The organism is Methanolinea sp., from assembly GCA_030055515.1.
GTDB lineage: Archaea > Halobacteriota > Methanomicrobia > Methanomicrobiales > Methanospirillaceae > Methanolinea_A.
Genome location: JASFYI010000003.1, coordinates 54,578 through 80,334, shown reverse-complemented (window position 1 = coordinate 80,334; position 25,757 = coordinate 54,578). Strand labels below are relative to the sequence as shown.

22 protein-coding genes, 1 tRNA gene and 1 pseudogene are annotated in these 25,757 nt (G+C 65.0%); 12 read left to right on the top strand and 12 right to left on the bottom strand.

Translation table 11 applies throughout. The annotated features are described in order from the left end of the window. Positions 1-9: 9 nt before the first annotated feature. Positions 10-1,302, bottom strand: coding sequence for a phenylacetate--CoA ligase (locus QFX32_06635; protein ID MDI9633716.1), 1,293 nt, complete (start codon positions 1,300-1,302; stop codon positions 10-12). A 253-nt stretch (positions 1,303-1,555) separates the two neighbouring features. Between QFX32_06635 and cas1 the strand changes: the two genes are divergently transcribed. After that, entirely contained in the window at positions 1,556-2,563 is a 1,008-nt protein-coding gene (gene cas1 / locus QFX32_06630; protein MDI9633715.1) for a CRISPR-associated endonuclease Cas1, read from the top strand. On the opposite strand, the gene QFX32_06625 is transcribed toward cas1, so the two are convergent. From QFX32_06625 to QFX32_06610, 4 genes are all read right to left on the bottom strand, one after another. Then, positions 2,525-2,827 (bottom strand): acylphosphatase, encoded by a 303-nt coding sequence (locus tag QFX32_06625; protein MDI9633714.1) that lies wholly within the window; start codon positions 2,825-2,827, stop codon positions 2,525-2,527. The two genes, cas1 and QFX32_06625, sit on opposite strands and share 39 nt — an antisense overlap. Positions 2,828-2,969: 142 nt before the next feature. Next, positions 2,970-4,325: a phosphoglucosamine mutase gene (gene glmM, locus QFX32_06620; protein ID MDI9633713.1), complete on the bottom strand. Its 1,356-nt coding sequence runs from the start codon at positions 4,323-4,325 to the stop codon at positions 2,970-2,972. A gap of 6 nt (positions 4,326-4,331) precedes the next feature. Continuing rightward, positions 4,332-5,078 carry a molybdopterin-guanine dinucleotide biosynthesis protein B gene (mobB, locus tag QFX32_06615; GenBank protein MDI9633712.1) on the bottom strand — a complete coding sequence of 249 codons (747 nt, stop codon included), beginning with the start codon at positions 5,076-5,078 and terminating at the stop codon, positions 4,332-4,334. Further along, positions 5,075-5,713: a DUF5806 family protein gene (locus QFX32_06610; GenBank protein MDI9633711.1), complete on the bottom strand. Its 639-nt coding sequence runs from the start codon at positions 5,711-5,713 to the stop codon at positions 5,075-5,077. The genes mobB and QFX32_06610 overlap by 4 nt, the downstream gene beginning before the upstream one ends. 2,697 nt (positions 5,714-8,410) lie before the next feature. Here QFX32_06610 and QFX32_06605 point away from each other — a divergent pair. Next, a complete protein-coding gene (locus QFX32_06605) occupies positions 8,411-9,361 on the top strand; it encodes a tyrosine-type recombinase/integrase (GenBank protein ID MDI9633710.1) in 951 nt (316 codons plus the stop codon). A 588-nt stretch (positions 9,362-9,949) separates the two neighbouring features. After that, positions 9,950-10,474, top strand: a pseudogene (locus tag QFX32_06600) (polynucleotide 5'-hydroxyl-kinase). 184 nt (positions 10,475-10,658) lie between these two features. Here QFX32_06600 and ilvA read toward each other — a convergent pair. After that, positions 10,659-11,945 (bottom strand): threonine ammonia-lyase, encoded by a 1,287-nt coding sequence (gene ilvA, locus QFX32_06595; protein MDI9633709.1) that lies wholly within the window; start codon positions 11,943-11,945, stop codon positions 10,659-10,661. 158 nt (positions 11,946-12,103) lie between these two features. On the opposite strand from ilvA, the gene QFX32_06590 reads away from it, so the two are divergent. Next, a complete protein-coding gene (locus QFX32_06590) occupies positions 12,104-13,027 on the top strand; it encodes an SDR family oxidoreductase (GenBank protein ID MDI9633708.1) in 924 nt (307 codons plus the stop codon). 13 nt (positions 13,028-13,040) lie between these two features. Here the strand turns inward: QFX32_06590 and QFX32_06585 are convergent, their stop codons facing one another. After that, entirely contained in the window at positions 13,041-14,192 is a 1,152-nt protein-coding gene (locus QFX32_06585; protein MDI9633707.1) for a hypothetical protein, read from the bottom strand. Positions 14,193-14,364: 172 nt separating this feature from the next. After that, positions 14,365-14,628 carry a hypothetical protein gene (locus QFX32_06580; protein MDI9633706.1) on the bottom strand — a complete coding sequence of 88 codons (264 nt, stop codon included), beginning with the start codon at positions 14,626-14,628 and terminating at the stop codon, positions 14,365-14,367. Positions 14,629-14,750: 122 nt separating this feature from the next. On the opposite strand from QFX32_06580, the gene QFX32_06575 reads away from it, so the two are divergent. Next, positions 14,751-15,539 (top strand): tetratricopeptide repeat protein, encoded by a 789-nt coding sequence (locus QFX32_06575; GenBank protein ID MDI9633705.1) that lies wholly within the window; start codon positions 14,751-14,753, stop codon positions 15,537-15,539. A 105-nt stretch (positions 15,540-15,644) separates the two neighbouring features. Here QFX32_06575 and QFX32_06570 read toward each other — a convergent pair whose 3' ends face one another. Then, positions 15,645-16,934 (bottom strand): PEGA domain-containing protein, encoded by a 1,290-nt coding sequence (locus tag QFX32_06570; GenBank protein ID MDI9633704.1) that lies wholly within the window; start codon positions 16,932-16,934, stop codon positions 15,645-15,647. A gap of 220 nt (positions 16,935-17,154) precedes the next feature. Between QFX32_06570 and QFX32_06565 the strand changes: the two genes are divergently transcribed. Beyond that, a tRNA-Gln gene (locus tag QFX32_06565) sits at positions 17,155-17,227 on the top strand. Between the two features lie 34 nt (positions 17,228-17,261). Here QFX32_06565 and QFX32_06560 read toward each other — a convergent pair. Together QFX32_06560 and QFX32_06555 are read right to left on the bottom strand one after the other, a co-directional pair. Next, entirely contained in the window at positions 17,262-18,161 is a 900-nt protein-coding gene (locus tag QFX32_06560; GenBank protein MDI9633703.1) for an EamA family transporter, read from the bottom strand. A gap of 22 nt (positions 18,162-18,183) precedes the next feature. After that, a complete protein-coding gene (locus tag QFX32_06555) occupies positions 18,184-18,717 on the bottom strand; it encodes a DUF6125 family protein (protein ID MDI9633702.1) in 534 nt (177 codons plus the stop codon). Between the two features lie 142 nt (positions 18,718-18,859). Between QFX32_06555 and QFX32_06550 the strand changes: the two genes are divergently transcribed. After that, a complete protein-coding gene (locus QFX32_06550) occupies positions 18,860-19,420 on the top strand; it encodes a 5-formyltetrahydrofolate cyclo-ligase (GenBank protein ID MDI9633701.1) in 561 nt (186 codons plus the stop codon). An 11-nt stretch (positions 19,421-19,431) separates the two neighbouring features. Here QFX32_06550 and serS read toward each other — a convergent pair whose 3' ends face one another. Further along, positions 19,432-20,709 (bottom strand): serine--tRNA ligase, encoded by a 1,278-nt coding sequence (gene serS, locus QFX32_06545; GenBank protein MDI9633700.1) that lies wholly within the window; start codon positions 20,707-20,709, stop codon positions 19,432-19,434. A gap of 230 nt (positions 20,710-20,939) precedes the next feature. Between serS and QFX32_06540 the strand changes: the two genes are divergently transcribed. The 5 genes from QFX32_06540 (at position 20,940) to QFX32_06520 (ending at position 25,747) form a co-directional block, all read left to right on the top strand. After that, positions 20,940-23,321 (top strand): CDC48 family AAA ATPase, encoded by a 2,382-nt coding sequence (locus tag QFX32_06540; protein ID MDI9633699.1) that lies wholly within the window; start codon positions 20,940-20,942, stop codon positions 23,319-23,321. Positions 23,322-23,392: 71 nt separating this feature from the next. Continuing rightward, positions 23,393-23,842 carry a hypothetical protein gene (locus tag QFX32_06535; GenBank protein ID MDI9633698.1) on the top strand — a complete coding sequence of 150 codons (450 nt, stop codon included), beginning with the start codon at positions 23,393-23,395 and terminating at the stop codon, positions 23,840-23,842. 114 nt (positions 23,843-23,956) lie between these two features. Then, entirely contained in the window at positions 23,957-25,054 is a 1,098-nt protein-coding gene (gene fbp / locus QFX32_06530; GenBank protein MDI9633697.1) for a fructose-1,6-bisphosphate aldolase/phosphatase, read from the top strand. Between the two features lie 88 nt (positions 25,055-25,142). After that, entirely contained in the window at positions 25,143-25,379 is a 237-nt protein-coding gene (locus QFX32_06525) for a ribonucleoprotein (GenBank protein MDI9633696.1), read from the top strand. A gap of 26 nt (positions 25,380-25,405) precedes the next feature. After that, positions 25,406-25,747, top strand: a complete 342-nt coding sequence (locus QFX32_06520) for an Lrp/AsnC family transcriptional regulator (GenBank protein ID MDI9633695.1) — start codon at positions 25,406-25,408, stop codon at positions 25,745-25,747. Positions 25,748-25,757 lie beyond the last annotated feature (10 nt).

The following is a 25,757-nucleotide window of genomic DNA, read 5'->3' as shown; positions in this document are numbered from 1 at the left end:
ACGCGCCCGTCACACGCTATCCCCCCTCCTGTCGATGACCCTCTTTGCCTTCCCCTCGAACCGGGGAAGCGATCCCGGTTCCACGAGTTTCACGGTCGTCCGGAGATCGAGCGCGTCGCGGAGTTCCTTCACAACCTTTCTCTGTATCCTCGCGAGGTCCTGGAGCTCACCGGAGAAGTACTCCCTGTTGACCTCCACCTCGATCGTCAGCTCGTCGAGGTGGTTGACCCTGTCCACGTACACCATGAACTGGTTCCCCACCTCCGGGATGCCGAGGAGCACATGTTCTATCTGGGATGGAAACACGTTGATCCCCCTTATCACAAGCATATCATCGCTCCTGCCCATGATACGTGCGATCTTCTGGCCCCGGCCGCACGCGCACCCGTCTCCAAGGAGCATCGTGATGTCGCCGGTCCTGTACCTGACGAGGGGCATTGCCTCTTTTACGAGCGGCGTGACGACCATCTCCCCCTTCTCGCCCTCTCCGAGGACTTCCCCCGTCGAGGGATCGACAATCTCGACGAGGTAGCAGTCGTGCCAGATGTGGAGGCCGTCGCGTTCGGTGCACTCGAATGCGACGCCCGGCCCGAACAGTTCCGAGAGCCCGTACGAGTCGTACGCCGTCACGCCCAGCTTGTTCTCGAGTTCCTTCCTCATGGACTCGGACCACGGTTCCGCCCCGAAGAGGCCTGTCCGGAGCGAGTCAAGGCCCGTTCCCATCTCCTCTGCGACCTCGGCGAGGTGGAGGGCGTAGCTAGGGGTGCAGTGGATGGCGGTCACCCCGAAGTCGTGGATCATCTCGATCTGCCTGCGGGTGTTCCCCGTGGCGCTCGGGATCACCGTCATCCCGATCAGCTCTGCCCCGTAGTGGAACCCGAGCCCCCCCGTGAACATCCCGTAATTGACCATGTTTTGGAATATGTCCCTGTCGGTGAGCCCGACCATCGTCATGTTCCTCGCGATGAGGTTCGCCCACGTCCTGAGGTCCTTCTTCGTATAACCGACGACGGTGGGCTTCCCGGTCGTCCCGGACGTGGTGTGGATGCGCACGACCTCGTGGATGGGGACCGCGAAGAACCCGAACGGGTACCCGTCGCGGAGGTCCTGTTTGCGGGTGAAGGGGAGCTTTTGCACGTCCTCGAGCGTCTTTATATCCGACGGTCTTATCCCCGCCTCCCGGAACTGCCTCCTGTAAAACTCCACGTTCTGGACATGGACGAGCGTCTTCTTGAGCCGCTTGAGCTGGAGGCGCTCGAGCTCCTTTTTCGGGAGGGTCTCGTGTTTCTCGTCCCAGTACATGTTCACCATACCCCGAGAACCGCTATTTTTGGCCATTCCCGCATTCTCTCACCAGTTATCCCGTCGTGTCATCCCGCCGGGCACCCGGAAAACATCCCGCGGGGGACGGGATTCGTCACACTCTCATAAACTCGTGCCGGGGGGTGAAAAATATTGCCAAGTCATGGCATGGCATTCCCGCCGCGCCTGAAAGACCCCGCGGGATACCGTGGTATTTATGCCCGGGAAAGGATTACAATAGGCTGGAAGCCTCGTGCGCGAGACAGGCATGGAAAAGAACGGCGACGGGGAGGTCCCGTGGTTCCTCGTGTCCGGATTCGGGGCGCACATCAAGGCAACGCCCCGTGCCCTCGTCGTCCAGAAGAAGGGCCGCGTCGACGAGATACCGATCGCCGGGATCCGGCACCTCCTCGTCATGGGAGGGCACACCCTCCACACGTCCGTGGTCCAGCGCCTCCTCTCCGCGGGGTCATGCATCTCGTTCTTCAGCGCCGACGGCGAGCCGCTCGGGTTCCTCGAGCCCTTCGGGTTCCGCCACGATGAGGTCGTGAGGGAGGCGCAGGCACAGGCATTCCCCCACTCCTACGCTCTCGCACTCGCGAAGGGGAGTGGCCACGCGCGGATCCTCTCCCTCACCCGGTTACAGGAGAGGCTCGGCCGGCCCCTCTTCTACGAGGGCGAGCTCGAGATACTCGAAAAGAGCCTCGCGGAGCTCGAGTACCTCGTCAGGCTCGAGGAGGTCCGGAGGGTGCACAGGCTGATATCCGACATGTACTACGAGGTCCTCGCGCGGACCGTCCCCCCCGGCCTCGGGTTCCGCCGCCGGCTCCCGCGGCCCCACAGGGATCCCGTCAACGCGATGCTCTCCTTCGCGCACGGTATCCTCTTCGGGAACGTGTGCGTCGCGGTCGTCGGGGCACACCTCGACCCGGACGTCGGTTTCCTCTCGAAGGGACCGGGGGCGCTCGTGCACGACCTGTGCGACCCTTTCCGGCCCGCGATGGTCGATGACCCCGTCTTCTCCATCGCGAGGGAGGGGCTCTCGGGCGACGACTACGAGTGCGGGCAGGACCGGTGCATCCTCTCCGACGACCTCATCCACGAGATCCTCGGGAGGCTCTCCCGCACGATCCGGCAGGAAACGATTGATTCCCACGTCCTCGCCCTGAAGAACTCACTCCTGAAGAAGACGGAGTTCGTCGTGAAGGTCCCGGAGGACGGGTCACTCCGCAGGGTAAACGACCGAGAAGTCGGGGAATGACCTGAAGGGGACCTCGCAGATCTCCATGTCACGGATGTGGGCCCGCGGGCACCCGTAGATCATCGAGACGAACTTGTCGAGCGTGAGAGGGTCTCCGCTCGCGGTGATCTTCACGGTCCCGTCGGGCAGGTTCATCACCTCGCCCCTGATGTTGAGCTTCCCCGCGATGTGGCGGACGCAGTTCCTGAGTCCGACCTTCTGCACCCTCCCCGCGATCCGGACCTCGATGGTCTTGCTCCGGGTCGGCTCCCACGACGCTCCCACAGGAGTGATCCCCGGTGTATCTGCCACGCGAAACGTTATCTGCATTTCCATCCGCGCCCGGCATTTGTATCGCGACATATGGTTTATGAAAGGCGGGAAAGGGAGTGCTCCTCCCGAAATTCCGGGTGCAAAAAAGGTGACGCTACCGGTGGATGAACTCCATTATCTCCCCGTACAACCGGCGCGCCGTCTCTTCCGACTCGGATTCGACCATCACGCGGACGAGCGGCTCGGTCCCCGAGGGACGGACGAGGGCCCACGAGTCGCCCCTGTTGATCCTGATGCCGTCGGTCAGGTCGAGGTTCTCGCCGGAGAAGTGCTCCCTCAGCCGGGCAATCAGCCCCTCGGGGTCCTTCTCCCTGAACTTCTCCTTTATGAGGGAGAACCGGGGCATCTTCCCGGCGAGGGTGGAGAGGGATTCGCCGGAACTTGCGAGGAGGGAGACCATCGTCACCGCGGTCATGGCCCCGTCCCTGCAGAGCTGGTGCCCGGGGAATATCAGCCCGCCGTTCCCCTCGCCCCCGAAGACGACCGGTGTGCCCTGCGCGGCGAGCGCGATCATTGTCCTCGCCACGTAGATGCTCCCCACGGGGGTGTAGACGACGCGGCAGCCGTGCCTGCGGGCCACGACCTCTGCGAGGCGGGACGTGCTCACGGGCGTGACGATGACCCCCTTCCTCCCCCTGCAGACGTGGTCCGCGACGAGCGCAAACTCGAGGTTCTCCTCGATGAAATTCCCCCTCTCGTCCACGAAGACGGCGCGGTCCCCGTCCCCGTCGTGGGCGACTCCGAAAGCCGCGCCCGTCTCGACCACGAGCCTCGCGAGGGGCTCGAGGCCCTCGGGGGAGGGTTCGGGGAGCCTCCCGGGGAATGTCCCGTCCATCTGGGAGTTGAGGGTGATGACGCGGCACCCCATCCGGCTGAGGATCTCGGGGGTCGTGGCCGCCGCGGCACCGCAGCCGGGGTCCACGACGACGGTCATACCTTCCCCGGTCCCCGGGGGGTGCGCTTTTGCGACCGCGTCCACGTACTCCTCCACGAGGTCGGGTGCGGCACGTTCGCGCCCGACCGCGTCCCACGCCACCATCCGCGCGGATTTCCCGAAGATGAGGCCCTCGAGGGCGAGGCTCCCCTCGTCGTCCATCTCGGTCCCGTCGGCTTCGACGACCTTTATCCCGTTGTACTCCGGCGGGTTGTGGGAGGCGGTGACCATCGCTCCCGCGTCGAAGTGGGCCCTGACGATGTACTGGAGGGCAGGCGTGGGCAGGATGCCGCAGTCGACCACGTCGCAGCCGGCGGCAAGGAGGCCGGACTTAAGCGCGCTCGCGAGCGCGGGGCCTGATGTACGCGTGTCCATTCCCACGGCAACTGTCCCGGGGCGCATGGTCCCGAGGGCAAGGCCGATCTCGAGTGCGAGTGCGGGGGTCATCTCGGTCCCCGCGACCCCCCTCACGCCGTTCGTCCCGAACAACCGCTTTTCGAGCTTCTTCGTCGTCACGCCCTTTCACCCCGCGCCCGCGAGGGCATCCCTCACCGCGGCGTCGATGCGCGCGGAGAGCCGCGAGACAGCCGCGGGGACCATCCCGGCGGACGGGCATCCCACCGCGAAGAGCACCACGTCTTCGCCGCCGAAGTAGAGGCCCTGGTGGAGGTGAACCCTCGTCCTCACCGCCGCCGCTCCCGGCCGCACTTCCTGCATCTCACCTATCAATGGGAAAAAGCGGTCATAAAACTCTTTTCTCCCCGCGGGGGGGAGGAGACTCGCCCGGGTGGGAAAGGACCCGGTCGCGACGACGTGGCCCTCGGCCCACACCTCGCGGGCGAGCCCCTCGGGGGAGAAGTACTCGGGGAATATCCCGAGATGGTCGAGGACGTCGCCGGGACGTGGGTTCTCGAGCACCACGTTCTCTGCGCCCGGGAACGGGCCCGTGATCACCTTCGGGAGGGGGAGCGACTTGTACCCCTCGACGAGTGCAAACCTCGTCCCGGAGAGGGAGAGCACGTCGAGGACTTGCCGGAGGGATGCGTCATTCCTGACGATGACCGCCCTCCCGCTGTCGATCCCCACCGATGCAGTCGCGCCCGCGTCGAGGAAGAGGGTCGTGTCCTTCCCCGCGGGGAGCTCGAACCGGTGGTGTCCCAGGTGCTTGACGACTGCCACCTGCCCGGTGCCCGAGAGGAGGGGGACGAGCGACCGGATGAGCGTGGTCTTCCCGGAACCCGAGGGCCCGCAGACGTGGATGACCCTCACTCTCCCTCCCTCCCCGGGGCGTCGCCGGCGCCGGGCGGGGGAGATACTCGCGGGGAATCCTTGCCGGCCGATCCTGACTCGCCATCCCCGTTCCCGGTCGCTTCGTGGCCTTTTTCGGCCGACTCCTCCTGCTCAGCCCTCGTCCTGAGGATGTGGGCCGCGGCTTTCCCGACGCTGCGCATCACCTCGGTGATGCGGTCCTCGATCTCTATCTCGTCGTCTATCTCTATCGACGTCCTCTCCACCTCGAGGAGGAAACGCGCGACCTCGCTAGCCTCAAAGAGGAGGTCGTCGAGCTCCTCGCTCGTGAAAAAGCCGCACAGCGCGCCGTAGAAGAAGGTCGCGCCAGACTTGTAGACCTTCTTCTTGAACGAGTTGCGGGCCTGGTTGACCGCCTGCGGGGTGTACGGCTCTTTCATGAAGGGCACGAGCCGGGGGAGATTCTGCCCGATGAACGTCATCTCGGCGCCATTCCTCGTCCTGAAATCCGTGCAGAGCCGCGCGATCGCCCACTCCCTCGCGGTGATGTAGGTCCTCTTCCGCAGGAACTGGTTCACCTTCTGGTAAGTCGCCCCGTCGACCTTCTTGAACTTCCTGTACTTGTTCACGTCCGCCTCTCCGAAGTGCGAGCGCATTTCAGGTTTCCGCCTCCGTGGATCCATCCATTTTTTGATCAGGCTCGGTAGACAATCTGATTTCCTAGTATATAGCATTATTTAGTTTATCTTTCGGGAGGACCCTCTCGAAGAAACCCACCCGCGCGGACGCGGTGCTCTCCGCGGGCGCGGGAGATCTCCGTTTGCTCCCGCCCCTGTCTCCCGCGATGGCGGGAACGGGGGCAGGAGTTGCAGTCCGGGAAAAGGATCCCCTCGCGTCACCTGACCACGCGGGGACGTGGCCCGGTGACCTCGCCCCCGGGGACGGCACGGGATGGGAGATGCCCACATTCCTGGATTTCATCCGCGGGAATATACTCTCAATTCGCGATCGAACCGGGTGCAGACCCCCGCGGTCGTGCACGCACGAAGGGTCGCCGCGGGTATCCTCAGTTATATCGCATTATACGGTTTATGCAGAACGGTGGGATACCCCTCTGCGGGTAACCGGATTGCGATCCCGGCGTCGGGGACACGGAGGATCCGGGGGCGTTCCGGGCGGGTGCCCTGGGAACGGGGAAAGGATACATTTCCCGGCGGGAGAGAACATCTCCCGGAGAGCAACGCAAACATCCCATTTCTTTCGGCTTTTTTCCCCGTGGGCGGGCGATCTCGCGGTCACTTTCCCCGCCCGGGGGTGAACGGAGCAGTGGTTGCGGAGCGGAGAATCGCTCCCGGACCGGGGACGTCTCCCCGACCTGCCATTCACGTCGACCCAGTTGCACGGGAAAGCAACCCCTCCCCGTAGCAACTGCAGAATTGAATTCCGGGTGACGCCGCCCCGGGGCGCAAGGCGCTTGGGTCCATTCCCTTGCGAAACACTCGCGTAAAACAATCCGTCCGCGTGGCCAGCCCCGGGGATTCTTGCGGGAATCGACCCTCTTCACGCGACCGTGAGCGCACGTATAAAACTGGAAAGGGGGAATAGACCCAGTGTCCCCTCCCCTGCATTGAAAAGCGGATGGACGCGGGGCGATGAAAGGGAAAGACCCGCGAGAATACTCCATTACCGGTAACGCGGAGGGCGAAAGGACATCGTCACAATGTTTTCAAGACGGGGTAATGCAATGCGAAGAGGGGAGATGCCCTGGCAGGTACTGCGCGGTACGGGAGAACCGGGACGACATGCATGTTCGGAACGGGACACGCCCGTGGACGCTCAAAATCCCGGCGTGGGGATTTTGGGCTCGGGAGGGCTGCCGAGAGTGCAGGGAACGAATCGCACGTTCAAGGAATATCCACGAGGGAGGAGGGAACTCTCGCCTCCACTCCCGGAATTGAAACGATCCCCTCCTCGTGCGTGCCGGCGATTGCGATGGTACTCGATGCGAGGGGTTGGAATTCCCCTCTTTTCCTGTAGAATCAGGTAAATTCCATCCTCCTGGTTGCATCGTCTTTCAAAGAAAGGGACATAATTCGATATTTGGATAAGGCATTCCTCGTGGCTGCCGGGACCGGGGGATGGCGGGATGCCGAAGATTCCTGGGTCATGGCGACGGCGAGGATGGACTCGCGCGGGAGGGCTCGTTCCCGGAGCGGGAATAAAAGTGGATTGGAACGGGGGGATCGTGTCATGTCCGGCGGCCATGGAGGTATCCGGGATGCCGTGGACATCCATCCCACGGGTGTCATTGGCAGGCATGGCACTTTCCTCCCGCCAGGCTGTGGGGAAGGAAGCATCGATGAAAGGGAAGGGTTCGTTGTCGCACTCCAGCAATGCATCCCAAAACTCGAATCGCGTGGATACTCCGCGCGCTTGCGGACACGATGGGAACGGCTCCACGGTGACGCGGTGAATCACCGGGTGTTTCCCTATCGACCACCGGGAGAGAACCCGGACTCTAAACCTCCCCGAACACGGAATAGAGGAATTAAAAAGGAGGTCTCGGTCCACCGGGACAGTCCCTCGCGATTCAATCGCTCCCGGGAGAGTCGTAAGAAGCCTCACATGTATCATTGGGGGAGTGGTTGACGGGGAGACAGTGTTCCCAAGGCGCGGGTGAGATATCCCTCGGCCACGCGGGATCTGAAATTACGGATTAATGGGAACAATACCCTAAACGGCCTCGATCCCTCTTTCCCGGCCACATGCCCGACACGCCCCTCTCTCTCGCGGAACGGTGCATTCACTCGCGGGGGACATGGGGTATCCTGCCGGGATGAAAACCGGTGCGTCCACGCGGGGCTTGCGGGAGGCACGCGCTTTTTTGAGGCGGCTTAGGCACCGTGCGACCCTCGGAAATCCTGGACGTGGCAAGGGTTTTCTCCGGGTTTCCTGTGATGTTCCACGGTTCTGAACCATCCATCCTATTTAGACTGAAATTTCGAAGAATTTCTATGTTCAATGTCCTTTCATCATTCTTCGACGAGATCGGGCGGTATCGTGGGAATAAAGGGGCAGGATTTTCGAGATTTTCCCCCACGGCTCACCCCGCAAAAACTGCGGGCATGCGGGTACCAATCGGTGCTTAACGAGCGTTCCCGGTGACCGGCACGGCCCGCCCGGGCGGGGGGAGACCAGTACCGGGGGAATGACGTCGCGGCGGGGCGGGGGAGGTGGTACCGGCAGGGGGATTCCGTGGGGAGCGGTCCTGCGGCCGGATTCCGCGAGGGAGCTTGCGCAGAATGGAGATTCTGCGCAAAAGGTTTATAATTCGAGCAAAAAAAGAATAGAACATGCCTGGGGGATTTTTCTCGGAGTGGCTCGGGAGGTACCGTCACTACCTGAGAATGCGGAATTACTCCCCCAGGACCATCCAGAGCTACGAGCAGGTCGTGAAGCACTTTGCCTACTTCGTCTGGCTCAAGCGGAACGTCGATCCCAAGAAGATCGATTTCTACTGGGAGGATCTCTCCAAGGCGCGGACCGAGACGGACGTGGAAGTGGAACCTGCACTCCTCGAGGATTACCTCTCCTTCCTCAACGCCCGGCGCACGTACAGGCCCAAGACGCTCCACAGGATAATCTCCACGCTGAGCTCTTTCTACCGTTTCCTCTACACCCAGGGGGCAGTCAGGACGAACCCCCTGATAGGCGTGGAACGCCCGAAGATAAAGGGGCAGGAACTCCGGTACCTGAAGCACAGCCAGGTCATCCGGCTCATCGAGTCCATCGAAGACCCGCGGGACAGGCTGATCGTCCGGACGATCTACGCGACGGGGGTGAGGGTCTCGGAGCTGTGCAGCATGAACATCGAGGACATCGACTTCGAGGACGGGACGATCAGGGTCCGCGGGAAGGGGGGAAAGATCCGGATAGTCTTCGTCGACCCCGAGACGCTCGCCGAGATGGACAAGTTCATCGGTTCCCGCATCGAGGGACCCCTCTTCCCCGGGCAGATGGGCCGCCACATCTCCCCCCGGTCGGTCCAGCACATCTTCCGGAAGTACGCGCCCGAGGGGATCACGCCCCACAAGATACGGCACAGCTACGCGAGCGAGCTCTATAGGCGGTCGAAGAACCTGCGCGTCGTCCAGGAGAACCTCGGGCACTCCTCCATAAAGACCACGGAGATCTACCTGCACACCGACCTCGAGGAGCGAAAGAGGGTGTACCAGGAGTACTTCCCCCTCGCGGGGAACAGCGCGAGGGAGAGGGGGAAGGAGGAGGACAGGAAGGCATCGTGAGCCGCTCGCTCCCCGAGTGGTGCCCCCCTCCCCGCGAATTCCCGCCGGTTTCCCGGAGATGCGATTTTGCACGCGCAGCGTCCCCCTTGTTGCCCCATGCCGGCATTCGGTCTCGACCTTTCCCCGCCGGGAAAGGACCCGCGTTCGCATTTCATAAACTTCATAATGCTATATCATAAGGTGGTAATCATTTCGGGCCTAGATGCGGCGTCCTTTCCCCCTCCGGGACGAGCGGGCAGAAAATTCCGCGCGAAAAATATAAAGCGACGAATGAAATTCCCTCCAAAATTTTTCGTTATTTGACTTATATCCCGGAAAAAAGCGATTTCGACAGTCCTTTTGCCCGCACGGACGTTGCCCGGCGATCAGGGTTCAGGGACGTACCACACCGAATCCCCGCATCTCGCTAGGCTCTTATGGGATGAGAGCGATATCGTTTTTGATTACACGATCCCCTGGCACACCTCTTTCAAAGGGCCAGGAGGACGTGCGACGGGAGAAGGCCGCGTGGAGCAGGGGATCACCATCCCGGGGGAATGGGAGCAGATCCTTGGGTTCGTGAAGGATCGCAAGGGTGCGACGATCTACGTGGTCGGAGCCGCCGACAGGGGGAAGACGACATTCTGCCGCTGGCTGGTCTCACGCCTCGCGCCGACCGCCCTCACGGCGTTCCTCGACTGCGACATCGGGCAGTCCACGGTCGGCCCCCCGGCGACGATCGGCCTTGCGCTCTACTCGGGGAACGCGGAGACCCCCCTTGCCACCCACCTCAGGTTCGTCGGCGCCGTGACCCCGAGCGGCCACATGGTCCAGGAGCTCGCGGGAGCGCTCCGGCTGCGCGAGAAGGCGAGGGAGGAGGGCGCGGCGTACATCGTCGCCGATTCGCCCGGATGGGTCGTCGAGCCCGCCGCACAGGAATTCCACATCCGGATGATCGACCTCCTCCTCCCCGAGATCGTCGTGGGATTCGAGAAGGGTCCGGAGCTCGAGGGAATACTCGTGAATTTCCGCCGCCACCCGAGGATGAGGATATTCGAGTGCCAGAGTCCCCCGGAGGTCGTCGAGAGGAAGAGGGAGTGGCGGAGGATGTACCGCTTCCAGAAGTTCTCCGAGTACTTCTCGGGCGCGGTGCCCCACGCGCGGTTCATATCCGGCCTCGGCGTCCACGGCAGGATACCTGATTCCTTCTGCGAGGAGGCGTGGCGCAACCTCCTCATCGCCCTCTGCGACCCGGAGATGATGGTCATCGTGCTCGGCCTCGTCGACCGGCTCGACCTCATCACGGGGACACTCTCGTTCAGGGCCCCCCCGCACGATGCCCACAGGGTCGCGTCCATTCACGTGGGCTCGATCCAGGTCGATCTCTCCCATCCTCCGGGAAGGGTTCCACAGGGTACCCGGACGACCTCACCGCATCAATCACCCTTGCTCGATGGAGGGGCCCCCTCACCTCGAGCTCCAGTGTCACCATCGTCTGGTGGAGAGCAAGCCCCGGAACGCCCCTCTCATGGTGGACCCGTGTGACGACGGCACCCTCCCGGGCCACGATCGCGAGGAGCGCGGGGAGCGAGGACCCCTCGTCCCCGAGGACGACCCGGGCCTGGACCATCCTCCCGGACTCGTAGAGCCCTTTCCTCATGACCCGTTCGAGGAGGAACGTGTCCATGTTCCCCCCGCTCACCACGACCACGACCTTCTCCCCCCTCCCCAACCGGACTGCCCCCGAGAGGAGCGCGGCGAGGGCCGCGGCACCCGCGCCCTCGGCGAGGACCTTCTTCCGCTCGAGGAGCGCGAGCACGGCTCCTACAATCGCGTCCTCCTCGACGAGGACGATCTCCTCCACGTGGTCCCTCACCACGGGAAAGGCGAGTTCCCCGACCCTCTTGACCCTTATCCCGTCCGCGACGGTGGGCCGCGCCTCGACGGTGACCGGGTGGCCTGCAACGAGGGCCTCCCTCGCCGAGGGGCACGCGGCCGCCTGGACCCCGATGACGCGGATCTCCGGGCGGAGTGCGTGCAGCGCGGTCGCGATCCCCGCGATCAGCCCGCCACCCCCGACGGGAACGACCACGCACCCGGCGTCCGGGAGGTCCTCGAGGATCTCGAGTCCTATCGTGCCCTGGCCGGCGATGACGAGGGGGTCGTCGTAGGGGTGGATGAAGGCGAGGTCCCGTTCCCTCGCCATCCGCTTCGCCACCTCGATGCTCTCCTCGAGGCTGCAGCCCGAGAGGAAGACCTCTGCACCGTACGCCCTCGTCGCCTCCTGTTTCGCGAGGGAGACCCATTCGGGCATGACGATTGTGGCCGGGATCCCCGCGATGGCCGCGGCAACGGCGACACCCTGGGCGTGGTTCCCGGCAGAGGCGGCTATTACCCCCCTCTTTACGACACCGGAGTCCCCGGAGAGTATCCGGTTGGTCGCGCCCCTCACCTTGAACGAGCCTGCCTTCTGCATGCACTCGAGCTTCAGGTACACCTCTGCCCCCGTCATCGACGAGAACGTGGGGGAGTAAACGAGGGGTGTCCGGATCACCTTTCCCTCGAGGATCCTCGCCGCGGCCCTGATGTCGGAGAGGGAGACCATGCGGGGATCTCATCCGGCAAGACCATTAACCTTGCACAATTGCCCGTGCCCGGGCCATTCCCGGGTGTCCCCTATTCCCTGTTGGAATGGGAGTCCTCTTCCCGCTCCCCCGGTCCCTATAAGATCCCCGGGAGAGAGAAATGTACCTAGGACGGAGCATGCGGTACGTGGTCACAGGCGGCGCGGGTTTCATCGGGTCGCACCTCGCCGAGGAGCTCGTCTCCTCCGGGCACGAGGTGACCGTGATCGACGACCTCTCCTCGGGCAGCGCCGACAACATCGGCAACCTGACAGGGAACACCCGGTTCAGGTTCGTGTGGGGATCGGTCCTCGATGCCGGTCTCCTGAAGAGGGAATTCGAGGGTTCCGACGGTGTCTTCCACCAGGCGGCGTACGTCTCTGTCCCGGGTTCAATCGCGGATCCCGCGAGGAGCCATGAGGTCACGCTCACGGGGACTCTCGCGGTCCTCGTCGCGGCGAGGGAGGCAGGGGTGAGGAAGGTCGTGCACGCGTCTTCTGCCGCGGTCTACGGCAACCTGCCCGGAGTCCCCAAGAGGGAGGACATGCCGCTTAACCCCCTCTCGCCCTACGCCGTCGCGAAGTGCGCGGGGGAGTACTACTGCAGAGTCTTCTCTCACCTCTACGGCCTTGAAACGGTCTCCCTGAGGTACTTCAACGTCTACGGGGAGAGGCAGGACCCCCACTCGGATTACGCCGCAGTCATCCCGCGGTTCATCGCGAACCTCCGCGCCGGGAGGCCGCCCGTCATCTACGGCGACGGGGAGCAGACGCGGGACTTCGTGTACGTGAGGGACGTGTCGAGGGCAAACGTGCGCGCCATGGAGGGCAGCGCGGAAGGGGTGTTCAACATCGGGTCCGGGAGGGGGACGCGCATCCTCGAGCTCGCGGAGATCCTCATCGCCCTCACCGGGTACAGGGGCATGCCGGTCCATGCCGCGGGCAGGCCTGGCGAGGTGCGGCACTCCGTCGCGGACATCTCGCGCGCACGGGAGTGCCTCGGGTGGGAGCCCGCGTACACCCTCGAGGAGGGCCTTTCCCGCACGCTCGCGTCGGCGCGGTGACGGGGGAGGAGCATCACGGGGGACGCCGGGAGAGGCGTGCCGCGGTGAGGAACCCGCCGGCGACCGCGAGGGCGAGCGCGAGGGGTGTCGGCCCTGCCCCCTGCGCGGGTGTCGGTGTCGCGGGGGGATGGGTTTCGCGCGTGGTCACCGTTGTCGTGGGAGGGGTCGTTTCGGGCGCAGGACTCTTCACGAGGATACCCCCGACCGGCTCGACGAGGGCGTAGATACCCCCCGTCCCTGCCGGGGCGGTGACAGAGCTCCCCGCGACCGCAGAGGGGAGGAGGGTCCAGTTGCCCCCCGAGAGGATCGCGACAACCGGGTTCCTCGCTTGGGGGGCACCGCGGAGCGCGAAGGTGATCTCGCCCGCCGGCGAAAGGACGGCCTCGTAGGGGACTATCGCGTAGGGGCCCGCGAGGACGTGGAAGTCCCCGCGCACGCCCTGTCCCGGAACGGAGAGGACGCTCACCGACGTGCCTTCCGGCACCCTCACCGAGACGACCCCGTCGGCAGAGGAGAAAGAGGCCGTCCCGTTGGTCGCCGGGGCATTCCCGGTTCCCACGGGAATTTTCTTGTGGAGGACCTCTGCCCCGTCCACGACGGCCGCGACCGTCACCGTGCCGGACGGGAGGCCATCGACCACGAACCATATCCGGGAGTTTTCCGGCCCCTTCTTCGTGCCCGTCACCTGGAAGCGCGCGACGATCGTCCGCGCCGTGGGGAGAGTCGTTCCCGAGAGCCGGAAGTAATCGTACGTTCCCGCGGTCACGTCGTGGGTCTTCGTCGTCGTGAACCTCCCATCTGTCGATTTCCCGGACACCGCCACGATGGTATCGCCCTTCCTGACCTCGAGCCGGTTCTGCGAGGTCCCTTCCAGCGTGGCCGTGATGTTCCCTTTCGCGAGAGTGAACGGCATCTCGAACTGGCTCATCTGGAAGTAAAACTCGGTGTTCGGGGAGACGCTGTACACCGATTCCACGAGGAGAGAGAACCGGGCCCCGTCGGGAAGCCCGGTGATCTCCACGGTGACGGGGTGACCATTCTGGATCGCCTCCGGCCGGGCGGTGATCGAGAGGGAGGCGGCGGGGACGGCGAGGGAGACGAGCGCGAGGGCGAAGAGGGCGAAAATCCTCGCGCTGCCCACGGCAGCGGTATCCGGTCGTTCCATACCGGATCCTTGAGGCACCACTCAAAAAAAAGTTCCCGGTTTTCCCGCCCGCCCGGTCATTCCCGGGGGGACTCCGGGGATTCTCACGGCAGCCCGTCAGTCTCTGAGGGGTTTTTCCCGCGCGCTCCCCCGCGCGATCTCATTGGGGGAAACTCCCGTGCCTGCGGCTAACTTACGGCAGGACAGGTGCGGTGGTCTTCGGAAAAACCCCCGACGATCCAGAGGCGCAGCAAAGGACGGGTACCGCGGAAAGGATGCGCAAAGAGATCCTCCCGTACCCCACCGTCCCGGTGAGGACAAGTCCGGGCGGGTTTGCGATCGGGTTTAGGAGGACCGACCCGGCGATGCCCGCGGGAACGAGCCTCCTCTCCCCCCTGCGGGCGGAGAGGTACGACCCGAGCATTGCGCCCGAGAGGACGTGGCACATCGCGTACATGGGTTGCATTCCCCTGCAGGGCACGGCGGGCCGGGACGTAACGCCTCCCCTCCATACCCGGACCGCGGGACCGGGAGGGTATTAAATGGGGGCCCGCGTATTCCTGTACGGGAGATGTCAGGATGCATGCCACCGCACTGAGGCCGAACGCGCACCTGCTGGTCATGCTCGCGTTCCTCCTCGCGGCCGCCCTCGTCCAGGCCGCGGCGGGAGAGGCGCAGGGAGGGGGCGGCGAGGCACCCGCGGGGACAGCCGCGGGGTGGAACGCCCTCGGGAGCACCTACGCGAGCCAGCTCCGCTGGGATGCTGCCGTGGATGCCTATTCCCGCGCCATCGCACTCGATCCCGGGTTCGCGCGGGCCTACTTCAACAGGGGGAAGGCGTACGCGGCGCTCGGCCACTACGACGAGGCGATCGCCGACTACGAGAGGGCGATGGCGCTCGACCGCGCGCTCTCGGCCGTCGTCGAGCCTTTCCTCGAGGCGGCCGCGAGGAACCGCGGGACAAGGGGAGCGGGCCAGGCACTCCTCAGGGGTGCCATGTACCAGGGCGGCCAGTTCCTCGCCGTCGACAACACGCGCGGCAGGTCCGACGTCGTCGTCGCCCTCGCGCCGGAGCGGCAGCGGGGAGCGGTCCTCGCGGTGTACGTGGCGAAGGGGTACGCGCAGCGGTTCGACCAGGTCGTTCCGCCGGGGATCTACGACGTCTACATCATGACCGGGGAGGGCTGGGATCCCGCGGGGAGGTCGTTTGCCACCACGACGGGCCATTTCAGGTGGACGCTCCCCGCCGTCTTCTCGGGGGCACGGCACAGGGGCTTTACGATGACGTTCATCGACTGGGAACCGCCGGCCTCGTGGTGGGTCCACGCGGTCCAGCCGATACCGCCCGAGCAGTTCCCCCTCGTGTGAGGGGGCTAAAGCCCTTTTATCCCGTCCTTTTCCGGGACCGGTCCTCCCGGATCGCCGTGTCCCCGCGCCGCGGCGGGAAAAAAAGGGAGAGTTTCTTTGGGGTTCTTACCCCCGGCGTCGCCCCGCGGCGGGAGCGAGGGCGCACGCGGCGAGCGCGAGCACGGCCAGCAGCGCGGCAAGCGGAGACTTCGTCGGCATCGCCGTGGGTGCCGCGGGGGAGAGCGTCGCGTCCAGGGGAGTCTGGACATCCCTCTGGACCTGGACACTCGCCTTCCAGTCCGCGTACCCGGGGTGGGTCAGGAGGACCGTGTGCATCCCGGGCGCGACCGAGTGGACGACGAGCGGCGTGATCCCCATGTACTCGTTGTCGATGTACACGCTCGCACCGGGCGGGCTGGACTGGACAGAGAGCGACCCCGTGCCCGCGACGGGGGAGGGCGTCGGGGTGACCGAGAGGGCCTGGGAGATCCGCGTCGTCTCCCCCGACTTGACCATCACGTTCCCCACCCAGTCCTGGAACCCGGAGAGGGATATCCGGACCTCGTGGTACCCGGGCGAGAGACCTGACGCGAGCTGGGGGGAGGGCCCGTAGTACGTCCCGTCGACGTAGACGCCCGCGCCCGAGGGAACCGAGGTGACGTAGATCGAGCCCGGCGCCGGCGCAACCGGCGAGAGCGACGCGAAGACCTGCGTGTTGCGCCCTGCCTCGACGGTCGTCGTCGTGCTCCACGCCTGGTACCCTGGCTTGGTCACCTGGACGGTGTGGGTGCCCGGGACCACGTTGTGGAACGTGCAGGGTGTCACCATCGACTGCGCACCGTCGAGGACGGCCGTCGCACCGGACGGCGACGAGGTGACCGTGATGCTGCCGTAGCTCTGGAGCGGCTGGAGGTACGCGTTCACGGCGATGGTCTCGCCCTCCCCCGGGTTCCCGGGCTGGTAGCTCGTCCACTCCTGGTACCCGGAGAGGACGAGCCTCACGGTGTGGCCGGGTGTCCCCGTGGTGGAAACCTCCACGGTGACGGGCGTCGTCCCCCTGTAGGTGTCGTCGAAGTAGACCGCTGCGCCCGAGGGGCTCGAGGTGATCCTGTAGTAACCTTTCGCGCCGCCCGGCATGGGCATAAGTGTCGCGCTGATGTGGATCGTCTCGCCCTCGAACGGGTTACCCTCGTGGACCGTGGTCCACTCCATGTACCCTGTCTTCGTGACGCGGATGGTGTGGGTGGGATTCCCCGTCGTCGAGACCGGGATGGTGACGGGTGTCGTCCCCCTGTACGTATCGTCGAAGAACACGCTCGCCCCGGAGGGGACAGAGGTGATCTCGAAGTACCCTGTCCCTCCCCCGATCATCGCGGTTCCATGGCCGGCGAGTGCGACCACCGCGAGTGCACCCACGAGAAGAAAAGGGGCTGCGCGTGCAGAAAGTGATGCCATCGGAGATCTCCTGTTGCGTTCATAACTGGATGACACGGGGGATTATAAAAATCCCCCGTAGTTTTTGAAAGGGACATCCTCCCCGCGTACCCGGGCGGGCTCCAAAGTGGGATTTAATAGCAGGGAACGTGAAAAGATGAGAGGACATACCGGCGAGGCGACCGGTATGCAACGTGCGAGAACCCCCGTGGTGTAGCGGTCAATCATGCAGGACTTTGGATCCGGCGACACCAGTTCGAATCTGGTCGGGGGTATACCCACTTTTCACCGTCCACCCGTGCCGTGCCGCTAGCCGCCGAGAACGATGAGGACCGCGCCCGCGACCATCACCGCGGCCCCGGCCCCCCGCTGCACGAGACTCTCCTCCCCGAGGAGGAAACCCCCCGCGAGGACTCCGAAGAGGACCGAGAGCCTCTTCACCGCGATGACGTAGGGGACGAGCGAGAGCGTGTACGCGGTGTTGACCGCGACCGCCTCCACGACGAGGACCATCCCGAGGAGGAGGAGCGCCCCGCACTCCCGCACGCCGCGGCGGGTGGCACGGGGCGTCCCTCTCCCGCGCCCGGCAATTGCCCGCGCGATCTCCCACGCGACGAAGATGCAGGCGAGCGACCCGTAGACGGCGGCGGAGCCGAACACGGGGTCAGAGTACGCGACGACGAGGCGGTCGTAGTTGACCGAGATGCTGTAGAGGAACGCGACGAGGAGCATGTACCGGACGCCCCTGTCCGAGGAGAGCACCCGGAACGGGGCGGTCCACGCCCTCCCCGGACTGCCGGTCCCGTGCACCCCGAGCAGGTACGAGCCGGCGACGACGAGGCAGATCCCGGCGGAACCGGCGGGACTCGGGGTCTCGCCGAGGATCGCGAATGCCGTAAAAACGAGGAAGACCGGGGTGAACGAGAGCATGGGGAGGCAGAGGGAGAGGTCGGAGATCGAGAGCGCCCTGTAGAAGAGCACTGTCGCGGCCGCGTTGATCGCAACCGTGGCGAGGACCGCGGCCGGGAACCCCGGGGCGACCGGGGGGATGCCCCTCACGAGGGAGATCGCGGCGAGGGCGAGTGCGGCCGCAAGGAAGGTCCCCCCGGCGAGCCGGGCAGGGTGGAACCGGGCGAGGAGGGACTTTGCCCCTGCCGAGTAGGCCGCCTGCGCGAGTGCACCCGCGAGCGCGAGGAGGAACCATGCCATCGGACAGTCCCTTTTCGCCCTGTCACCCGCTCGGCGGGCCCCTGTCCTCGTCCAGCGTGAAGCGCCAGGCGCAGAACATGTCACCGGGGTGGGGATCCGGCGGCGCGAAGATGCACTCGACCCTGATCCGCGGGTCTATCTCGCGGGCAAACCCCGTGAATTCTGCCCTGTGCATCTCCCTGCACGCGTACTCGCCGAGTCCCCGCCGGAGCCTCGCCTCCTGCGAGGGGCAGTGCGGGACCCGGATGGAGACCGTGCCCTCCCCCTCCTCGATGTCGTACCCGACGATGAGCGCCCACGGGAAGAGGCGCAGCGCGCGGACGAAACCCCGCAGGCCCCCCTCGCGGATCGAGAAACGCCCTTTCAGGTCGCGGGCCGCCATCCCCGCGACCCTCCCCCAGACCTTCTCGTTGATCCGTTCCGCGGCGGGCTGGCCGAACTCCTCTGCGACGTAGATGAACCAGAAGGCATCGACGACCCTGTAGTGCCAGAGGAGGAATTCGAGGTAGGAGAGGAGATCCTCTTTCTCCATCTCCCTGAGCCGGTCGAGTTCCATGTGGGAGGGTGGGACGATCCCTGCACATCAGGCTTTTCGTGGACCTTCCCCGCGCGCGACCGCGGCCCGGGGCCGTTCCCGTGCCCCGGCAGGAGAGACCGCACCCTTAATCCTCGCCGGGAGACGATATTTACGTGCAGGGATGTGCACCGAAAAGGAGGTGCTCCGGGCGAGGGCGAGGGAGGCGCGTGCGGCCCTCTCCGCGGAGGAACGGAGGGAGTTCAGCCGGGTAATATGCGAGAGGGTCGAATCGCTCCTCGACGGGCAGGAACCGGTCCTCCTCTACGCATCAAAACCGCCCGAGGTGGAGACAGGCCCGCTCATCTCTGCCCTCCTCTCGGGGGAGAAGGCCGTCGTCGTCCCTATCATCGAGAGGGAGAGAAGGACGCTCCGTCTCTCGTTCCTCCGGGACCCCGCGCACCTCTCCCCGAGCACTTTCTCGGTCCCCGAGCCGATCGGCCACGAGATCCCCGCGGATCCCCTGTGCGTGCCGGTCGCGGTGGTGCCCGTGATCGCCTTCGACAGGCGGGGGCACCGGCTCGGGTACGGCGCGGGCTACTACGACCGCTTCCTCTCAAGGAACCCCCACATGCGCAAGATCGGCATCGCGTTCTCCTGCCAGGAGGTCGAGGCGATCCCCGCCGACGAGAGGGACGTCTCCATGGACGTGATCGTGACGGAGAGGGAGATCATCCGGGTGTGAGGGGAGGGGCATCAGAGGTATTCCGCCCCGTTCATGTACGGCCGCAGGACCTCGGGGACCGCGACCCTCCCGTCCTCCTCCTGGTAGTTCTCGAGGATCGCCCGTATCGTCCGCGAGGTCGCGATCGCCGTCGAGTTGAGGGTGTGCACGTACCGCTTCGCCTCGAAGTCCCTCGGGTCTCGGACGCGGATCCGCAGCCGCACAGCCTGGTACGAGGTGCAGTTCGAGCAGGAGACGACCTCGCGGTACCTCTCCTCCCTCGGCATCCAGACCTCGATATCGTACTTCTTCGCCGCGACCGTCCCGATGTCGCCCGTGCAGATCGAGACGACCCTGTAGGGGAGACCGAGCCTCCTGTACATCTCCTCGGCGTTCGCGAGGAGCTCCTCGTGGATCTCCCACGAGTCCTCCGGGCGGCAGAACACGAACTGCTCGACCTTGTGGAACTGGTGGACCCGGAAGAGCCCCTTCGTGTCAATCCCGTGGGACCCTATCTCCCTCCGGAAGCAGGGAGAGATCCCGCACAGCCTCAGCGGGAGGTCCTTCTCCTCGAATATCTCGTCCTGGTACATCGCGCAGAGGGGGTGCTCGCTCGTCGCGATCAGGTATGCGTCGTCCCCCTCGATCTTGTACATGACGTTCTCGAAGTCCGAGAGGTCCGTCACGCCCTCGTAGGACGCGCGGTTCATCATGTAGGGGGGGATCACGGGGACGAAGCCCTTCCCGACGAGCAGGTCGACGGCGAACCTCTGGAGCGCGAGGTCGAGGAGGACGAGGTTCCCCTTCAGGTAGTAGAACCCGGCCCCCGCCACCCGGGCGGCCCTCTCGAAGTCTGCCCACCCGGACTCGGCGGCGAGCTCGCCGTGGTTCCGGAGCGAAAAGGAGAATGTGCGCGGGGTCCCCACCCTCCGGACCTCGAGGTTCTCCGAGTCGTCCTTCCCGACCGGGACGCTCTCGTGGAGGATGTTCGGGAGTCGCATGAGGATCCTCCTGATCTCGCCCGAGAGTTCATCCATGGTACCCTCGAGCTCCTTTATCTTCCCGGGCAGCTGGGAGGCCTCCTGCAGGAGGTCGCGCGTGTCCCTGCCCGCCTTGCGGGCCTCGTTGATCTCGCGGGAGATGGTGTTGCGCCTCTGCCGCAGCCTGTCGATCTCTGCCTTGAGGGTCCTCGCCCTCCTGTCCTTCTCGAGGAGGTCGTCGACCATCCACGCGTCGTCTCCCCTGCCCCTCTTCCGGAGGTCCGCGCGGACCGCCTCCGGGTTCTCCCTCACGAACCGTATGTCCAGCATGGTGCCCCTCTCGCTTCACCCGATGGGTAATCCCCACGTACTATGGTCGCGGGGGGCATTGCCTTTGCGGGTGGTGACTCGAGGGGGCCAGGGGCACCCGCGGCGGGCCAGCCCGGCAGGCATGCCCCTGCGGGTGAACCCGGCAGGCGACATGATAGAAATATTTATATATAACAATACACTAACTTTAAGTAAACTTTGGAACCGATTCTCACCAGGAGTCCTTGAACATGGCAGAATCCGATACGATAGAAGTCATCGTGAAGGAGGCGGCGAGGGACGACGCGGGGAGGGGCATTGCCCGATTGAGCATCGAGGCGATGCGGAAACTCGGCCTCGTCTCCGGCGACGCGATAGAGATCCAGGGCAAGAAGAAGGCGACCGCGATCGTCTGGCCCGGGTTTCCCCAGGACACCGGCCAGGGGATTATCCGGATCGACGGTACCATCAGGAGCAACGCGGGGACAGGCGTCGACGAGCGGGTCAAGATACGGAAGGTCGAGGTGGGGTACGCGAAGAAGGTCGTCATCAACCCCACCCAGCCGATCCGGCTCGTGGGCGGCGAGCAGTACCTCTCGAGGATCCTGCGGGGACGCGCCGTCATGGAGGGCCAGACGGTCCGGGTCGACGTGATCGGGAACCCGCTCACGCTCGTCATCTCGAAGGTCACCCCCAAGGGGATCGCCATTGTCACCGAGGATACCCAGATAGAGCTCAGGGAGACGCCCTACCAGCCCGAGGAGAAGAAGAAGGGCGAGGTGACCGACGTCCACTACGAGGACATCGGCGGCCTCTCGCGCGAGCTAGAGCTCGTGCGGGAGATGATCGAGCTGCCCCTCCGACACCCCGAGCTCTTCGAGCGCCTCGGGATAGACCCGCCGAAAGGTGTCCTCCTCTACGGCCCGCCCGGAACAGGCAAGACGCTGATCGCGAAGGCCGTGGCAAACGAGGTCGACGCGCACTTCATCTCGATATCCGGCCCCGAGATCATGAGCAAGTACTACGGGGAGAGCGAGGGGAGGCTGCGCGAGGTGTTCGAGGAGGCGCAGGAGAACGCCCCCGCGATCATCTTCATCGACGAGATAGACTCCATCGCGCCGAGGCGGGAGGAGACGAAGGGCGAGGTGGAGAGGAGGGTGGTCGCCCAGCTCCTCTCCCTGATGGACGGCCTCAAGACGAGGGGGCAGGTCATCGTCATCGCGGCGACGAACATCCCGGACGCGATCGACCCGGCGCTCCGGAGGGGCGGGAGGTTCGACCGCGAGATAGAGATCGGGATCCCCGACAAGAAGGGGAGGCTCGAGATCTTCCAGGTCCACACGCGCGGTGTCCCGCTCGCGGACGACGTCCGCCTGGAGGACTACGCGGAGACCACGCACGGCTTCGTCGGCGCGGACATCGCGCTCCTCGTGAAGGAGGCGGCGATGCACGCCCTCCGCAAGGTCCTCCCGAAGCTCGACCTCGACAAGGAGATCCCGGCAGATGTCCTCGAGCAGATCAAGGTCACGAGGGAGGACTTCGACGAGGCGCGCAGGCACGTCGAGCCTAGCGCGATGCGCGAGGTCCTCGTCGAGGTCCCGGACGTGACGTGGAACGACATCGGGGGACTCGACGACGTGAAACAGGAGCTCCGCGAGGCCGTCGAGTGGCCCCTGAAGTACCCGCAGGTCTTCGAGAAGCTCAAGACCAAGCCGCCCAAGGGCATCCTCCTCTTCGGCCCGCCGGGGACGGGCAAGACCCTCCTCGCCAAGGCCGTCGCGAACGAGAGCGAGTGCAACTTCATCTCGGTCAAGGGCCCCGAACTCCTCTCCAAGTGGGTGGGCGAGTCCGAGAAGGGCGTCCGCGAGGTCTTCAGGAAGGCGAGGCAGGCCGCGCCCTCGATCATCTTCTTCGACGAGGTGGACGCGCTCGTCCCCAAGAGGGGGATGTACGCGGGCACGTCCCACGTCACCGAGAGCGTGGTGAGCCAGATCCTCACCGAGCTCGACGGCCTCGAAGAGCTCAAGAACGTCACCGTGATAGGCGCCACGAACCGGCCCGACATGCTCGACCCCGCGCTGATGCGGCCGGGCAGGATGGAGAGGCACATCTACGTCCCCCCGCCGGACGCCGAGGGCAGGAAGAAGATCTTCGAGGTGTACCTCGGGACCGAGGGGAACCTCGTCACCGCGGACGTGAAGATCGACGAGCTCGTCGCGCAGACGGAGGGCTACGTGGGCGCGGACATCGAGGCCCTCGTCCGCGAGGCCAAGCTCTGCGCGATGCGGGAGTTCATCAGCGTGATGGGGGAAAAAAGCGAGCAGGAGATCTCCGACGCCGTCGTGAACGTGAGGATCTCGCGGAAACACTTCGACGAGGCGCTCAAGAAGGTCAAGGGCTCGATGGACAAGGAGAGCCTCGAGGCCGCGGAGCGCATGGCGTGGGAGATCCTCTACAACTCCGAGCAGAGGGCCATTCTCGAGAACGCGGTCGCCGCGCTCAGGCAGGCCGAGATAAGGACGGGGAAAACCTACGACACGGAACCGCTCCGGAAGGCGACGTTCGCGAGGAAGAAGGACTGGAACGAGATAAAGAGGCTCACGCACCAGCTCGAGCAGGAACTGAAGGCTTAAAAGACCACGGCCCGGGGGACCGGTCAATTCCCCCTTTCCCCACGGACAGGGTAGAAGGGAAGGGTGAAGGCATGGCGGAAAGGAAGGACGAACCCGGCAGGACACTCGAGGAGATCATGAAGCAGCTGTTCGCGGCCGCCCGGGAGGGGAGGATCCAGCCCGTCTTCATCGGGGTGAACGTCTTCGTCTCCCCGGGCGGGGAGTACCCGCCCCACCACCGGCACGCGCGGGGTGCGGGGACGGAGCCCGGAATAGAGGTCCACAGGCTCGGGAGGCGGGTCCTCCTCGTCACGGAGATGCCGGGCCTCTCCCCGGAGAAGATCCACGTCCTCTTCAGGGGAAACAGGGTCTTTGTCTGGGGGAAGGAGGCGGGGAGGCACTACAGGGCGACGGCGAGGGTCCCGCCGCCCCGCGCGGGCACCGAGGAGGTCACCTACCGGCACGGCGTGCTCGAGATCTCCTACGAGTCGCTCGAGGAGAGGGGCGACGGCAGGCCGCGGGCTCCCGGCAACGCCGGCTAAAAGGGGTTGCAGGGGCATCCGGTTCGCGCACATTTTTACATTCCGTGCCCTTACCTCTAGGGTGAATACCAAAAACCCTCTAGGGCGATTACCGAAAAACCCAGTGGTGTACTCATGCCGAAGACGACAATTTCCCTGATCAAGGCGGATATCGGGAGTTTCCCGGGGCATTCCCGCACGCACCCCGTCATCCTCGAGAAGGCTGCAAAGATGCTCAAAGAAGAGGAGGGGAAGGTCCTCACCGACTCGTTCGTCACCCACTGCGGGGACGACCTCGAGCTCGTGATGGTCCACACGCGCGGCGTGGACAACGAGGAGATCCACGCGCTCGCGTGGAGGGTGTTCAAGGAATGCGCGAAAATGGCAAAGGAGATGAAGCTCTACGGGGCAGGCCAGGACATCCTCTCGGACGCGTTCTCGGGGAACGTGAAGGGCATGGGACCCGGCGTCGCCGAGATGGAGTTCGAGGAGCGCGGTTCTGACCCTGTCCTCCTCTTCATGGCGGACAAGACAGAGCCCGGCGCGTGGAACTTCTACCTCTACAAGATCTTCGCGGATCCCTTCAACACGGCGGGGCTCGTCATAGACCCCGCGATGCACGAGGGGTTCGTCTTCGAGGTCCACGACGTCATCGAGAAGAGGAAGATAGAGTTCAGGACGCCGGAAGAGGCCTACAGCCTCCTCGCCTACATCGGCGCACCGTCGCGGTACGTCGTGAAGTCCGTCCGGAGGAAGGACGGCGTGATCGCGGCCGTGACGAGCACCCAGCGCCTCTCCCTCATCGCGGGCAAGTACGTCGGCAAGGACGACCCCGTCATGATCGTCCGAGGGCAGAGCGGGCTGCCGGCCGTCGGGGAGATCCTCGAGCCGTTTTCGATCCCCGTCATCGTCGCGGGGTGGATGAGGGGATCGCACCACGGGCCGCTCATGCCGGTCGGCCTGCCGGACGCGAACTGCACGCGTTTCGACGGTCCCCCGCGCGTCGTCTGCCTCGGCTTCCAGGTCTCCAACGGGAAGCTCGTGGGCCCCGCCGACATGTTCGACGACCCCGCGTTCGACAGGGTGAGGGCCCGGTGCAACGAGCTTTCCGACGTCCTCCGGGCGCATGGGCCGTTCGAGCCCCACCGGCTCTCCCTCTCCGAGATGGAGTACACGACCCTCCCCTCGGTCGAAAAGACCTTAAGAGACCGCTGGGTCCCCATCGGGGAGTGAATCGGGCGGGATTCTCCCCCCGTTTTTCCCCGCGCGCGGGGAGACGCTCGACAACCAATAAATACCGGCAGTCACCACTAAGTGGCAGATGGTGAACGGTATCGTACTGCCAATCAAGAAGGTCTTTTCTCTCGTGGACTCGAGGATAATCGTCGAGATTAAGGACGACCAGCGGAAACTCCACGGGAAACTGGTCGCCGTCGACGAGTACCTCAACATCCACATGGATGATACCACGGAGTACGTGAATAACGTGCGGGGCAGAACCCTCGGGACCGTCGTCATCCGCGGCAACAATATCCTCTCCATCCAGCCGCAGGCGTGAGCACGCGGGAACGGGCAGTCCGAGACATGACGAAGACCCCCGAAGATGCGCTCCGGGTGATCCAGTCCCACCCCGAGGGAGTCCTCCAGAGCGACCTCTGGAAGATCCTCGACGTGGACAGCCGCAAGTGCTCGCGGCTCGTCAAGAAGCTGCTCGACGAGGGACTCGTCGAGCGCGTCGAGTTCAGGAAGGAGGGGATAAAGACATTCGTCCTGCGGGCGGTCCGCTGCCCCGTTGACCCGTCCCTCCTCCTCGCGGGGGACGAGCTCGTCCCGTGCATCGCGTGCGACCTCGAGTGCCGGCCCGAGGAGTGCGCAAGGCTCCTCGACTGGATGTACGAGCTCGCGATCTCAGAGGCAGAGAAGTGAGGGGGAGGAG